At 47.9% G+C, this 14,577-nt stretch carries 4 protein-coding genes, 9 tRNA genes and 5 rRNA genes; all 18 read left to right on the plus strand.

The window, feature by feature from the left end; all coding sequences use genetic code 11:
- The first annotated feature begins 89 nt into the window (after positions 1-89).
- Positions 90-3,020 (plus strand): 23S ribosomal RNA (locus tag MHI08_RS00500).
- A gap of 61 nt (positions 3,021-3,081) precedes the next feature.
- Positions 3,082-3,197, plus strand: a 5S ribosomal RNA gene (gene rrf, locus MHI08_RS00505).
- A gap of 791 nt (positions 3,198-3,988) precedes the next feature.
- Positions 3,989-4,064 (plus strand) — tRNA-Val (locus MHI08_RS00510).
- Positions 4,065-4,097: 33 nt separating this feature from the next.
- Positions 4,098-4,173, plus strand: a tRNA-Thr gene (locus tag MHI08_RS00515).
- Between the two features lie 37 nt (positions 4,174-4,210).
- Positions 4,211-4,286 (plus strand) — tRNA-Lys (locus MHI08_RS00520).
- 8 nt (positions 4,287-4,294) lie between these two features.
- A tRNA-Leu gene (locus tag MHI08_RS00525) sits at positions 4,295-4,377 on the plus strand.
- 30 nt (positions 4,378-4,407) lie between these two features.
- Positions 4,408-4,479, plus strand: a tRNA-Gly gene (locus tag MHI08_RS00530).
- Positions 4,480-4,491: 12 nt separating this feature from the next.
- Positions 4,492-4,577: transfer RNA gene (locus MHI08_RS00535), tRNA-Leu, on the plus strand.
- Positions 4,578-4,587: 10 nt separating this feature from the next.
- A tRNA-Arg gene (locus tag MHI08_RS00540) sits at positions 4,588-4,664 on the plus strand.
- A 7-nt stretch (positions 4,665-4,671) separates the two neighbouring features.
- Positions 4,672-4,748, plus strand: a tRNA-Pro gene (locus tag MHI08_RS00545).
- Between the two features lie 8 nt (positions 4,749-4,756).
- Positions 4,757-4,832, plus strand: a tRNA-Ala gene (locus tag MHI08_RS00550).
- A 125-nt stretch (positions 4,833-4,957) separates the two neighbouring features.
- A 16S ribosomal RNA gene (locus MHI08_RS00555) occupies positions 4,958-6,506 on the plus strand.
- Positions 6,507-6,688: 182 nt separating this feature from the next.
- Positions 6,689-9,619, plus strand: a 23S ribosomal RNA gene (locus MHI08_RS00560).
- A gap of 61 nt (positions 9,620-9,680) precedes the next feature.
- A 5S ribosomal RNA gene (gene rrf / locus MHI08_RS00565) occupies positions 9,681-9,796 on the plus strand.
- The 16S, 23S and 5S rRNA genes sit together here with 9 tRNA genes alongside, the layout of an rRNA operon.
- Before the next feature lie 177 nt (positions 9,797-9,973).
- The gene (locus tag MHI08_RS00570; RefSeq protein WP_003217184.1) at positions 9,974-10,438 is read left to right on the plus strand and encodes a CtsR family transcriptional regulator; all 465 of its coding nucleotides are present in this window, start codon (positions 9,974-9,976) and stop codon (positions 10,436-10,438) included.
- Positions 10,439-10,452: 14 nt separating this feature from the next.
- Complete coding sequence (locus tag MHI08_RS00575; protein WP_024425862.1) at positions 10,453-11,010, plus strand: UvrB/UvrC motif-containing protein; 558 nt, start codon at positions 10,453-10,455, stop codon at positions 11,008-11,010.
- Between the two features lie 4 nt (positions 11,011-11,014).
- Entirely contained in the window at positions 11,015-12,106 is a 1,092-nt protein-coding gene (locus tag MHI08_RS00580; protein ID WP_024425579.1) for a protein arginine kinase, read from the plus strand.
- On the plus strand, positions 12,103-14,538 hold the full coding sequence (gene clpC, locus MHI08_RS00585; RefSeq protein WP_007496263.1) for an ATP-dependent protease ATP-binding subunit ClpC: 2,436 nt from the start codon (positions 12,103-12,105) through the stop codon (positions 14,536-14,538). The genes MHI08_RS00580 and clpC overlap by 4 nt, the downstream gene beginning before the upstream one ends.
- Positions 14,539-14,577 lie beyond the last annotated feature (39 nt).

Consider the following 14,577-nt stretch of genomic DNA (forward strand, 5'->3'; position numbering starts at 1 on the left):
TTGAAAACTAGATAACAATAAGTAATACATTCACATTGAATGCAATGCAAAGTTCATCACACATAGTGATTCTTTCTAAAGTAAGAAATGGTTAAGTTAGAAAGGGCGCACGGTGGATGCCTTGGCACTAGGAGCCGATGAAGGACGGGACGAACACCGATATGCTTCGGGGAGCTGTAAGCAAGCTTTGATCCGGAGATTTCCGAATGGGGAAACCCACTGCTCGTAATGGAGTAGTATCCATACTTGAATACATAGAGTATGAGAAGGCATACCCGGGGAACTGAAACATCTAAGTACCCGGAGGAAGAGAAAGCAAATGCGATTCCCTGAGTAGCGGCGAGCGAAACGGGAACAGCCCAAACCAAGAGGCTTGCCTCTTGGGGTTGTAGGACACTCTATACGGAGTTACAAAGGAATGATATAAGCGAAGAGGTCTGGAAAGGCCCGCCAAAGAAGGTAACAGCCCTGTAACTGAAATGTTATTCTCTCCAGAGTGGATCCTGAGTACGGCGGAACACGTGAAATTCCGTCGGAATCCGGGAGGACCATCTCCCAAGGCTAAATACTCCCTAGTGACCGATAGTGAACCAGTACCGTGAGGGAAAGGTGAAAAGCACCCCGGAAGGGGAGTGAAATAGATCCTGAAACCGTGTGCCTACAAGTAGTCAGAGCCCGTTAACGGGTGATGGCGTGCCTTTTGTAGAATGAACCGGCGAGTTACGATCCCGTGCAAGGTTAAGCAGAAGATGCGGAGCCGCAGCGAAAGCGAGTCTGAATAGGGCGCATGAGTACGTGGTCGTAGACCCGAAACCAGGTGATCTACCCATGTCCAGGGTGAAGTTCAGGTAACACTGAATGGAGGCCCGAACCCACGCACGTTGAAAAGTGCGGGGATGAGGTGTGGGTAGGGGTGAAATGCCAATCGAACCTGGAGATAGCTGGTTCTCTCCGAAATAGCTTTAGGGCTAGCCTCAAGGTAAGAGTCTCGGAGGTAGAGCACTGATTGGACTAGGGGCCCCTACCGGGTTACCGAATTCAGTCAAACTCCGAATGCCGATGACTTATCCTTGGGAGTCAGACTGCGAGTGATAAGATCCGTAGTCGAAAGGGAAACAGCCCAGACCGCCAGCTAAGGTCCCAAAGTATACGTTAAGTGGAAAAGGATGTGGAGTTGCTTAGACAACCAGGATGTTGGCTTAGAAGCAGCCACCATTTAAAGAGTGCGTAATAGCTCACTGGTCGAGTGACTCTGCGCCGAAAATGTACCGGGGCTAAACGTATCACCGAAGCTGCGGACTGTTCTTACGAACAGTGGTAGGAGAGCGTTCTAAGGGCTGTGAAGCCAGACCGGAAGGACTGGTGGAGCGCTTAGAAGTGAGAATGCCGGTATGAGTAGCGAAAGACGGGTGAGAATCCCGTCCACCGAATGCCTAAGGTTTCCTGAGGAAGGCTCGTCCGCTCAGGGTTAGTCGGGACCTAAGCCGAGGCCGAAAGGCGTAGGCGATGGACAACAGGTTGATATTCCTGTACCACCTCCTCACCATTTGAGCAATGGGGGGACGCAGGAGGATAGGGTAAGCGCGGTATTGGATATCCGCGTCCAAGCAGTTAGGCTGGGAAATAGGCAAATCCGTTTCCCATAAAGGCTGAGCTGTGATGGCGAGCGAAATTTAGTAGCGAAGTTCCTGATTCCACACTGCCAAGAAAAGCCTCTAGCGAGGTGAGAGGTGCCCGTACCGCAAACCGACACAGGTAGGCGAGGAGAGAATCCTAAGGTGATCGAGAGAACTCTCGTTAAGGAACTCGGCAAAATGACCCCGTAACTTCGGGAGAAGGGGTGCTTCTTAGGGTGTTAAAGCCCCGAGAAGCCGCAGTGAATAGGCCCAGGCGACTGTTTAGCAAAAACACAGGTCTCTGCGAAGCCGTAAGGCGAAGTATAGGGGCTGACGCCTGCCCGGTGCTGGAAGGTTAAGAGGAGCGCTTAGCGTAAGCGAAGGTGCGAATTGAAGCCCCAGTAAACGGCGGCCGTAACTATAACGGTCCTAAGGTAGCGAAATTCCTTGTCGGGTAAGTTCCGACCCGCACGAAAGGCGCAACGATCTGGGCACTGTCTCAACGAGAGACTCGGTGAAATTATAGTACCTGTGAAGATGCAGGTTACCCGCGACAGGACGGAAAGACCCCGTGGAGCTTTACTGCAGCCTGATATTGAATGTTGGTACAGCTTGTACAGGATAGGTAGGAGCCTTGGAAACCGGAGCGCTAGCTTCGGTGGAGGCATCGGTGGGATACTACCCTGGCTGTATTGACCTTCTAACCCGCTGCCCTTATCGGGCAGGGAGACAGTGTCAGGTGGGCAGTTTGACTGGGGCGGTCGCCTCCTAAAATGTAACGGAGGCGCCCAAAGGTTCCCTCAGAATGGTTGGAAATCATTCGCAGAGTGTAAAGGCACAAGGGAGCTTGACTGCGAGACCTACAAGTCGAGCAGGGACGAAAGTCGGGCTTAGTGATCCGGTGGTTCCGCATGGAAGGGCCATCGCTCAACGGATAAAAGCTACCCCGGGGATAACAGGCTTATCTCCCCCAAGAGTCCACATCGACGGGGAGGTTTGGCACCTCGATGTCGGCTCATCGCATCCTGGGGCTGTAGTCGGTCCCAAGGGTTGGGCTGTTCGCCCATTAAAGCGGTACGCGAGCTGGGTTCAGAACGTCGTGAGACAGTTCGGTCCCTATCCGTCGCGGGCGCAGGAAATTTGAGAGGAGCTGTCCTTAGTACGAGAGGACCGGGATGGACGCACCGCTGGTGTACCAGTTGTTCTGCCAAGGGCATCGCTGGGTAGCTATGTGCGGACGGGATAAGTGCTGAAAGCATCTAAGCATGAAGCCCCCCTCAAGATGAGATTTCCCATTCCGCAAGGAAGTAAGATCCCTGAAAGATGATCAGGTTGATAGGTCTGAGGTGGAAGCGTGGTGACACGTGGAGCTGACAGATACTAATAGATCGAGGACTTAACCTATATTCTAATGTGAAGCATGAACATTGTTATCTAGTTTTGAGAGAACATTCTCTCCATCAGGTTTGGTGGCGATAGCGAAGAGGTCACACCCGTTCCCATACCGAACACGGAAGTTAAGCTCTTCAGCGCCGATGGTAGTTGGGGGTTTCCCCCTGTGAGAGTAGGACGCCGCCAAGCTTCTATAAGGATCAGTTCCAGCCGGAACTGATCTTTTTTGTGTTTTTGCATGACTTGCTTCTATATAATAGGTTTGTAAAGTGAAAATACGTTGTCCTCTCACTAATTGCCAAATAAATCCAACTTTACGTTCCTTCAATTTAACACTTCAGTCATCATATGAACCAGCAGCTCAAATTATCAAGGGTCATTAAAAGCATAGAAAACCTCCCCTTGGACTAAATAGACGTAAAGAGGTGATGGTATAGGGACACGAGATAGAAAGGCACCCCACCCCAAAGGGGATAGTCAGCCATTGTTGGATTTTTAACTTAAAAGAAGAGAAAAGAAACAAACAATAATAATGATAAGCTGTTGAGTGTTTGAAGCAGCAAAAAAATAATGTGAAACGATTTGTTGAAAAATAGTAAAGACCAGTAATTATTTTTACACTTTTTTATGCAAAAAAGATTTCTCAGAAAAATAAAATAATAACAGAATTTCTTTTTTGAATGTTTTTTATCCAGAGATATATGAAATAAAACAAGGATATGAAAGCTTCGAAATTGCTGTTTTTGCAGTGCTAGAGCCTTATTAGTGCTCTTTTTAACAAAAAAACATAAAAAAATGAAAAAAAGGCTTTTAAAAAGATGAGACAAGTGGTAAACTTCTTTAGGTGCCTTAACGAAAAGGTGAAAAAACAGCTTTAAAATAAATTCAAAAATTATTTTAAAAAAGTCTTTACAAACAATATCTTATCGTTATATAATACTATTTGTCAGATCGAGAGACACTTCGAAACGACACAATATGGAGGATTAGCTCAGCTGGGAGAGCATCTGCCTTACAAGCAGAGGGTCGGCGGTTCGAGCCCGTCATCCTCCACCATATTTATTCTTACATAATGTTAGGATAGATAAAGCCGGTGTAGCTCAACTGGTAGAGCAACTGACTTGTAATCAGTAGGTTGGGGGTTCAAGTCCTCTTGCCGGCACCACTTTCATATGGTAAGATAGACAAGTCGCTTTTAAAGCGAGCCATTAGCTCAGTTGGTAGAGCATCTGACTTTTAATCAGAGGGTCGAAGGTTCGAGTCCTTCATGGCTCACCATGTTTCATGCGGGTGTGGCGGAATTGGCAGACGCGCTAGACTTAGGATCTAGTGTCTTTATGACGTGGGGGTTCAAGTCCCTTCACCCGCATTGCCAAATAAAATAAAGAAATCCTGTAATGCGGAAGTAGTTCAGTGGTAGAACACCACCTTGCCAAGGTGGGGGTCGCGGGTTCGAATCCCGTCTTCCGCTTATACCATCCACGCCGGGGTGGTGGAATTGGCAGACACACAGGACTTAAAATCCTGCGGTAGGTGACTACCGTGCCGGTTCAAGTCCGGCCCTCGGCATTATAAATAAGCGCCCGTAGCTCAATTGGATAGAGCGTTTGACTACGGATCAAAAGGTTAGGGGTTCGACTCCTCTCGGGCGCGCCATTAAGATCGGGAAGTAGCTCAGCTTGGTAGAGCACTTGGTTTGGGACCAAGGGGTCGCAGGTTCGAATCCTGTCTTCCCGACCATCTTTTATGGGGCCTTAGCTCAGCTGGGAGAGCGCCTGCCTTGCACGCAGGAGGTCAGCGGTTCGATCCCGCTAGGCTCCACCAATATGATCTTTGAAAACTAAACAAGACAAAACGTACCTGTTAATTCGAGTTTTTATAAAAAAATCCTATGATACATCATAGGTAGTCAGTCAAACTGGCGAAAAGCAAAACTTCGGTTTTGTACTTTTTCGGAGAGTTTGATCCTGGCTCAGGACGAACGCTGGCGGCGTGCCTAATACATGCAAGTCGAGCGGACAGAAGGGAGCTTGCTCCCGGATGTTAGCGGCGGACGGGTGAGTAACACGTGGGTAACCTGCCTGTAAGACTGGGATAACTCCGGGAAACCGGAGCTAATACCGGATAGTTCCTTGAACCGCATGGTTCAAGGATGAAAGACGGTTTCGGCTGTCACTTACAGATGGACCCGCGGCGCATTAGCTAGTTGGTGGGGTAATGGCTCACCAAGGCGACGATGCGTAGCCGACCTGAGAGGGTGATCGGCCACACTGGGACTGAGACACGGCCCAGACTCCTACGGGAGGCAGCAGTAGGGAATCTTCCGCAATGGACGAAAGTCTGACGGAGCAACGCCGCGTGAGTGATGAAGGTTTTCGGATCGTAAAGCTCTGTTGTTAGGGAAGAACAAGTGCGAGAGTAACTGCTCGCACCTTGACGGTACCTAACCAGAAAGCCACGGCTAACTACGTGCCAGCAGCCGCGGTAATACGTAGGTGGCAAGCGTTGTCCGGAATTATTGGGCGTAAAGGGCTCGCAGGCGGTTTCTTAAGTCTGATGTGAAAGCCCCCGGCTCAACCGGGGAGGGTCATTGGAAACTGGGAAACTTGAGTGCAGAAGAGGAGAGTGGAATTCCACGTGTAGCGGTGAAATGCGTAGAGATGTGGAGGAACACCAGTGGCGAAGGCGACTCTCTGGTCTGTAACTGACGCTGAGGAGCGAAAGCGTGGGGAGCGAACAGGATTAGATACCCTGGTAGTCCACGCCGTAAACGATGAGTGCTAAGTGTTAGGGGGTTTCCGCCCCTTAGTGCTGCAGCTAACGCATTAAGCACTCCGCCTGGGGAGTACGGTCGCAAGACTGAAACTCAAAGGAATTGACGGGGGCCCGCACAAGCGGTGGAGCATGTGGTTTAATTCGAAGCAACGCGAAGAACCTTACCAGGTCTTGACATCCTCTGACAACCCTAGAGATAGGGCTTTCCCTTCGGGGACAGAGTGACAGGTGGTGCATGGTTGTCGTCAGCTCGTGTCGTGAGATGTTGGGTTAAGTCCCGCAACGAGCGCAACCCTTGATCTTAGTTGCCAGCATTCAGTTGGGCACTCTAAGGTGACTGCCGGTGACAAACCGGAGGAAGGTGGGGATGACGTCAAATCATCATGCCCCTTATGACCTGGGCTACACACGTGCTACAATGGACAGAACAAAGGGCTGCAAGACCGCAAGGTTTAGCCAATCCCATAAATCTGTTCTCAGTTCGGATCGCAGTCTGCAACTCGACTGCGTGAAGCTGGAATCGCTAGTAATCGCGGATCAGCATGCCGCGGTGAATACGTTCCCGGGCCTTGTACACACCGCCCGTCACACCACGAGAGTTTGCAACACCCGAAGTCGGTGAGGTAACCTTTATGGAGCCAGCCGCCGAAGGTGGGGCAGATGATTGGGGTGAAGTCGTAACAAGGTAGCCGTATCGGAAGGTGCGGCTGGATCACCTCCTTTCTAAGGATATATGGAGCAGCGTACGTTTTCGTCTTGTTTAGTTTTGAAGGATCATTCCTTCAAAACATGTCTCTAGCGAGACAGGATTGTTCTTTGAAAACTAGATAACAATAAGTAATACATTCACATTGAATGCAATGCAAAGTTCATCACACATAGTGATTCTTTCTAAAGTAAGAAATGGTTAAGTTAGAAAGGGCGCACGGTGGATGCCTTGGCACTAGGAGCCGATGAAGGACGGGACGAACACCGATATGCTTCGGGGAGCTGTAAGCAAGCTTTGATCCGGAGATTTCCGAATGGGGAAACCCACTGCTCGTAATGGAGTAGTATCCATACTTGAATACATAGAGTATGAGAAGGCATACCCGGGGAACTGAAACATCTAAGTACCCGGAGGAAGAGAAAGCAAATGCGATTCCCTGAGTAGCGGCGAGCGAAACGGGAACAGCCCAAACCAAGAGGCTTGCCTCTTGGGGTTGTAGGACACTCTATACGGAGTTACAAAGGAATGATATAAGCGAAGAGGTCTGGAAAGGCCCGCCAAAGAAGGTAACAGCCCTGTAACTGAAATGTCATTCTCTCCAGAGTGGATCCTGAGTACGGCGGAACACGTGAAATTCCGTCGGAATCCGGGAGGACCATCTCCCAAGGCTAAATACTCCCTAGTGACCGATAGTGAACCAGTACCGTGAGGGAAAGGTGAAAAGCACCCCGGAAGGGGAGTGAAATAGATCCTGAAACCGTGTGCCTACAAGTAGTCAGAGCCCGTTAACGGGTGATGGCGTGCCTTTTGTAGAATGAACCGGCGAGTTACGATCCCGTGCAAGGTTAAGCAGAAGATGCGGAGCCGCAGCGAAAGCGAGTCTGAATAGGGCGCATGAGTACGTGGTCGTAGACCCGAAACCAGGTGATCTACCCATGTCCAGGGTGAAGTTCAGGTAACACTGAATGGAGGCCCGAACCCACGCACGTTGAAAAGTGCGGGGATGAGGTGTGGGTAGGGGTGAAATGCCAATCGAACCTGGAGATAGCTGGTTCTCTCCGAAATAGCTTTAGGGCTAGCCTCAAGGTAAGAGTCTCGGAGGTAGAGCACTGATTGGACTAGGGGCCCCTACCGGGTTACCGAATTCAGTCAAACTCCGAATGCCGATGACTTATCCTTGGGAGTCAGACTGCGAGTGATAAGATCCGTAGTCGAAAGGGAAACAGCCCAGACCGCCAGCTAAGGTCCCAAAGTATACGTTAAGTGGAAAAGGATGTGGAGTTGCTTAGACAACCAGGATGTTGGCTTAGAAGCAGCCACCATTTAAAGAGTGCGTAATAGCTCACTGGTCGAGTGACTCTGCGCCGAAAATGTACCGGGGCTAAACGTATCACCGAAGCTGCGGACTGTTCTTACGAACAGTGGTAGGAGAGCGTTCTAAGGGCTGTGAAGCCAGACCGGAAGGACTGGTGGAGCGCTTAGAAGTGAGAATGCCGGTATGAGTAGCGAAAGACGGGTGAGAATCCCGTCCACCGAATGCCTAAGGTTTCCTGAGGAAGGCTCGTCCGCTCAGGGTTAGTCGGGACCTAAGCCGAGGCCGAAAGGCGTAGGCGATGGACAACAGGTTGATATTCCTGTACCACCTCCTCACCATTTGAGCAATGGGGGGACGCAGGAGGATAGGGTAAGCGCGGTATTGGATATCCGCGTCCAAGCAGTTAGGCTGGGAAATAGGCAAATCCGTTTCCCATAAAGGCTGAGCTGTGATGGCGAGCGAAATTTAGTAGCGAAGTTCCTGATTCCACACTGCCAAGAAAAGCCTCTAGCGAGGTGAGAGGTGCCCGTACCGCAAACCGACACAGGTAGGCGAGGAGAGAATCCTAAGGTGATCGAGAGAACTCTCGTTAAGGAACTCGGCAAAATGACCCCGTAACTTCGGGAGAAGGGGTGCTTCTTAGGGTGTTAAAGCCCCGAGAAGCCGCAGTGAATAGGCCCAGGCGACTGTTTAGCAAAAACACAGGTCTCTGCGAAGCCGTAAGGCGAAGTATAGGGGCTGACGCCTGCCCGGTGCTGGAAGGTTAAGAGGAGCGCTTAGCGTAAGCGAAGGTGCGAATTGAAGCCCCAGTAAACGGCGGCCGTAACTATAACGGTCCTAAGGTAGCGAAATTCCTTGTCGGGTAAGTTCCGACCCGCACGAAAGGCGCAACGATCTGGGCACTGTCTCAACGAGAGACTCGGTGAAATTATAGTACCTGTGAAGATGCAGGTTACCCGCGACAGGACGGAAAGACCCCGTGGAGCTTTACTGCAGCCTGATATTGAATGTTGGTACAGCTTGTACAGGATAGGTAGGAGCCTTGGAAACCGGAGCGCTAGCTTCGGTGGAGGCATCGGTGGGATACTACCCTGGCTGTATTGACCTTCTAACCCGCTGCCCTTATCGGGCAGGGAGACAGTGTCAGGTGGGCAGTTTGACTGGGGCGGTCGCCTCCTAAAATGTAACGGAGGCGCCCAAAGGTTCCCTCAGAATGGTTGGAAATCATTCGCAGAGTGTAAAGGCACAAGGGAGCTTGACTGCGAGACCTACAAGTCGAGCAGGGACGAAAGTCGGGCTTAGTGATCCGGTGGTTCCGCATGGAAGGGCCATCGCTCAACGGATAAAAGCTACCCCGGGGATAACAGGCTTATCTCCCCCAAGAGTCCACATCGACGGGGAGGTTTGGCACCTCGATGTCGGCTCATCGCATCCTGGGGCTGTAGTCGGTCCCAAGGGTTGGGCTGTTCGCCCATTAAAGCGGTACGCGAGCTGGGTTCAGAACGTCGTGAGACAGTTCGGTCCCTATCCGTCGCGGGCGCAGGAAATTTGAGAGGAGCTGTCCTTAGTACGAGAGGACCGGGATGGACGCACCGCTGGTGTACCAGTTGTTCTGCCAAGGGCATCGCTGGGTAGCTATGTGCGGACGGGATAAGTGCTGAAAGCATCTAAGCATGAAGCCCCCCTCAAGATGAGATTTCCCATTCCGCAAGGAAGTAAGATCCCTGAAAGATGATCAGGTTGATAGGTCTGAGGTGGAAGCGTGGTGACACGTGGAGCTGACAGATACTAATAGATCGAGGACTTAACCTATATTCTAATGTGAAGCATGAACATTGTTATCTAGTTTTGAGAGAACATTCTCTCCATCAGGTTTGGTGGCGATAGCGAAGAGGTCACACCCGTTCCCATACCGAACACGGAAGTTAAGCTCTTCAGCGCCGATGGTAGTTGGGGGTTTCCCCCTGTGAGAGTAGGACGCCGCCAAGCTTCTATAAGGATCAGTTCCAGCCGGAACTGGTCTTTTTTGTGTTTTTGAGAGGTTTGATACCATATAAATGTGGAAATAATATTGTTAGTTGAGCGATTATCTTGAAAAATCGATCGAAAAAATTTATAGTAAGATTAAAGTCAAATATAGTCAAAGTCAATGGAGGAGGAGGCGGAGTGGCACAAAATATTTCTGATATCATCGAGCAGTATTTGAAGGAAGTCTTGGATCAGAACGGTCGAGAAATATTAGAAATTAAGCGCAATGAAATTGCAGATAAATTTCAATGCGTACCTTCACAAATTAACTATGTTATCAATACACGCTTTACGAGCGAGAGAGGCTATATCGTTGAAAGTAAGCGTGGCGGCGGTGGCTATATCCGTATCATTAAAGTCAAAATGAATGATGAAGTCGACTTATTGAACAACATTATTTCCCAAATATATCATCGTTTATCACAGGCTGCATCTGATCATATCATCATGCGTCTTGTTGAAAATAACATTTTATCTGAAAGAGAAGCTAAGATGATGATTAGTGTCATGGACCGTTCTGTATTGCATATTGATTTACCTGAACGTGATGAACTGCGTGCTCGGATGATGAAAGCGATGTTAAATGCTTTGAAATTAAAGTAAAGCGGGTGAAAAGATTGATTTGTCAAGAATGTAATGAGAGACCAGCCACTTTTCACTTTACGAAAGTTATAAATGGAGAAAAACAAGAAATGCACATATGTGAACAATGTGCAAAAGAAAACAGTGATTCATATGCTATGAGTGGAAACCAAGGTTTCTCGATTCACAACTTATTATCAGGCTTATTGAATATTGATCCTAGCTTCACCACAAGTGCTAACAAGGGCTCATCTATTTTTCAAGAAGCGAAAGAAGTGGATCAATGTCCTAAGTGTGGCTTAACCTTTCAGCAGTTCAGAAAAACAGGCCGATTTGGCTGTGCAGAATGCTATCGTACATTTGATCAGTATCTGAACCCTGTTTTACGGAAAGTCCATAGTGGAAATACAGTCCATAATGGAAAAGTCCCAAAACGAATTGCCGGCAGCCTGCATGTTCGCCGGAAACTTGAGTTAATGCAGCAAGAGCTGAAGCAGCTGATTGAACAGGAAGAGTTCGAAAAGGCAGCGGAAGTTCGAGATCAAATTCGTGCATTAGAGCATGAGCAATCTCAGCAGAGGGAGGGAGATTAACGACATGTCGCTCCAGCATTTTATTCAAGACGCTCTTAGTCAGTGGATGAAACAAAAAGGACCAGAAAGTGACATTGTTCTAAGCAGTCGTATCCGGCTAGCTCGCAATCTAGAGCATGTTCGTTTCCCAACTCAGTTTTCTCAAGCTGAAGCTGAAGCTGTTCTCCAGCAATTCGAGCAAAAGTTTGCTAGCCAGGAAGTGAAGGACATTGGAAACTTTGTTCTGATTCGAATGAATGAAACGCAGCCTTTAGCAAAGAGGGTACTTGTTGAAAAGCATTTGATTAGCCCCAATTTAGCTGAATCAAGATTTGGCGGCTGTTTGCTTTCTGAAAATGAAGAAATCAGTGTGATGCTGAATGAAGAAGACCATATTCGAATCCAATGCTTATTCCCAGGTTTTCAGCTAGCCAATGCACTAAAAGCGGCTAATCAGGTAGATGACTGGATTGAAGAGCAAGTGGATTATGCGTTTTCTGAAAAGCGAGGATACTTAACAAGCTGTCCGACCAATGTAGGTACAGGTATTAGGGCTTCGGTCATGATGCATTTACCAGCATTAGCGCTCACAAGACAAATGAATCGGATTATTCCGGCCATTAATCAATTAGGTCTTGTGGTCAGAGGAATTTATGGTGAGGGCAGCGAAGCAATAGGAAACATCTTTCAAATATCAAATCAAATGACACTTGGTCAATCAGAAGAAGACATTGTAGATGACTTGAATAGTGTGACCGCTCAGCTCATTGAACAAGAGCGATCTGCACGAAAAGCTTTATATCAAACATCTAAAATTGAACTTGAGGACAGAGTGTACCGTTCCTTAGGGATTTTGGCCAATTGTCGTATGATTGAATCAAAGGAAACAGCAAAGTGTTTGTCAGATGTGCGGCTTGGAATTGATTTAGGTATCATTAAGGGGCTTTCAAGTAATATACTGAATGAACTCATGATTTTGACTCAGCCCGGCTTCCTTCAACAATATTCAGGAGGAGCCTTAGAGCCAAATGAACGAGATATAAAACGAGCAGCGATTATTAGAGAAAGGCTGCGCTTAGAAATGCATAGGAATGGACAGGAGGATGAAACGATATGATGTTTGGAAGATTCACTGAAAGAGCTCAAAAGGTATTAGCACTTGCACAAGAAGAAGCCATTCGCCTAGGCCATAAGAACATAGGTACTGAGCACATTTTACTTGGCCTTGTACGTGAAGGTGAGGGCATCGCTGCCAAAGCGTTAGAAGCACTGGGCCTTGTTTCAGATAAAATCCAAAAAGAAGTCGAAAGCTTGATTGGAAGAGGGCAAGAGGTGTCTCAAGCTATTCCTCATTATACGCCTAGAGCGAAGAAGGTCACTGAGCTTTCAATGGATGAAGCAAGAAAGCTAGGTCATTCCTATGTAGGGACAGAACATATTCTATTAGGTCTTATTCGTGAGGGAGAGGGTGTCGCTGCCCGTGTCTTAAATAACCTCGGAGTGAGCTTAAATAAAGCACGTCAGCAAGTTCTGCAGCTGCTTGGAAGCAATGAAACAGGTGCATCTGCGGCAGGCTCTAATAGCAATGCAAATACACCAACACTAGATAGCTTGGCAAGAGATTTGACAGCTATTGCAAAAGAGGACAGCTTGGACCCTGTCATTGGCCGAAGCAAAGAAATTCAACGTGTCATTGAGGTCCTAAGCAGAAGAACAAAAAATAACCCTGTGCTGATTGGTGAGCCTGGTGTTGGTAAAACAGCCATCGCAGAAGGTCTTGCACAGCAAATTATTCATAACGAAGTGCCTGAAATCCTGCGCGATAAACGAGTGATGACACTGGATATGGGAACTGTTGTAGCTGGGACGAAATATCGTGGTGAATTCGAGGATCGTTTGAAAAAAGTGATGGACGAAATTCGCCAGGCAGGAAATATCATTCTCTTTATCGACGAGCTTCATACACTCATTGGTGCTGGTGGAGCAGAGGGCGCGATTGATGCGTCTAATATCTTGAAGCCATCCTTAGCACGTGGTGAGCTTCAATGTATTGGAGCGACAACGTTAGATGAGTACCGTAAATACATTGAAAAGGACGCTGCGCTTGAACGACGTTTCCAGCCAATTCAAGTAGATCAGCCGTCTGTTGATGAAAGTATTCAAATCTTAAGAGGGCTTAGAGACCGGTATGAAGCACATCACCGTGTGTCTATTACAGATGAAGCGATTGAGGCGGCAGTGAAGCTGTCTGACCGTTATATTTCTGACCGATTCCTTCCAGATAAGGCGATTGATTTAATTGATGAGGCAGGTTCGAAAGTCCGTTTACGTTCGTTCACGACACCGCCTAATCTAAAAGAATTAGAGCAAAAGCTGGATGAAGTACGCAAGGAAAAGGATGCGGCAGTTCAAAGTCAAGAATTTGAAAAAGCAGCTTCTCTTCGCGATACAGAACAGCGTTTGCGTGAAAAAGTAGAAGTGACAAAGAAATCATGGAAAGAAAAGCAGGGACAAGAGAATTCAGAGGTATCTGTAGATGATATTGCAATGGTCGTTTCGAGCTGGACGGGAGTGCCTGTTTCGAAAATTGCTCAAACGGAGACAGATAAGCTTCTGAACATGGAACAATTGCTCCACTCTCGCGTGATCGGACAGGATGAAGCGGTTGTCGCTGTAGCCAAAGCAGTGAGACGTGCGCGTGCTGGCCTGAAAGATCCGAAGCGTCCAATCGGCTCCTTTATCTTCTTGGGTCCAACAGGGGTTGGTAAAACGGAGCTTGCAAGAGCACTCGCTGAGTCTATTTTCGGTGATGAAGAAGCAATGATCCGTATTGATATGTCTGAATACATGGAGAAACACTCTACATCCAGACTTGTTGGGTCACCTCCAGGCTATGTGGGCTATGATGAAGGTGGACAGCTGACTGAAAAAGTGAGAAGAAAACCTTATTCTGTCGTTCTTTTAGACGAGATTGAAAAGGCGCATCCAGATGTATTTAATATCTTACTGCAAGTGTTAGAAGATGGTCGTCTGACTGATTCTAAAGGGCGTACCGTTGACTTTAGAAATACGATTTTGATCATGACATCAAACGTTGGAGCTAGTGAGCTGAAGCGCAATAAATATGTTGGCTTTAACGTGCAGGATGAAAGTCAAAATTACAAGGATATGAAAGGCAAAGTGATGGGCGAGTTGAAACGTGCGTTTAGACCTGAGTTTATCAACCGTATTGATGAAATCATTGTCTTCCACTCGCTTGAGAAGAAACATCTCAAAGAGATCGTGTCTCTCATGTCTGATCAATTGACAAAACGATTAAAAGAACAAGACCTATCAATTGAATTGACGGAAGCAGCAAAAGCGAAAATTGCCGACGAAGGAGTAGATCTTGAGTACGGTGCGCGTCCGTTAAGACGAGCGATTCAAAAGCACGTGGAAGATCGACTTTCTGAGGAGCTTCTGAAGGGGAATATTGAAAAAGGTCAACATATCGTATTAGATGTGGAAGATGGAGAAATTGTCGTAAAAGCGACGGCTGCTACGAACTAATATAGTAAGAAAAAAGTGTGAGGCATACCTGCAAGGTGT

It is taken from the genome of Bacillus sp. FSL M7-0791, from assembly GCF_038627085.1.
In the GTDB taxonomy this organism is placed as follows: Bacteria; Bacillota; Bacilli; order Bacillales; family Bacillaceae; genus Bacillus; species Bacillus safensis.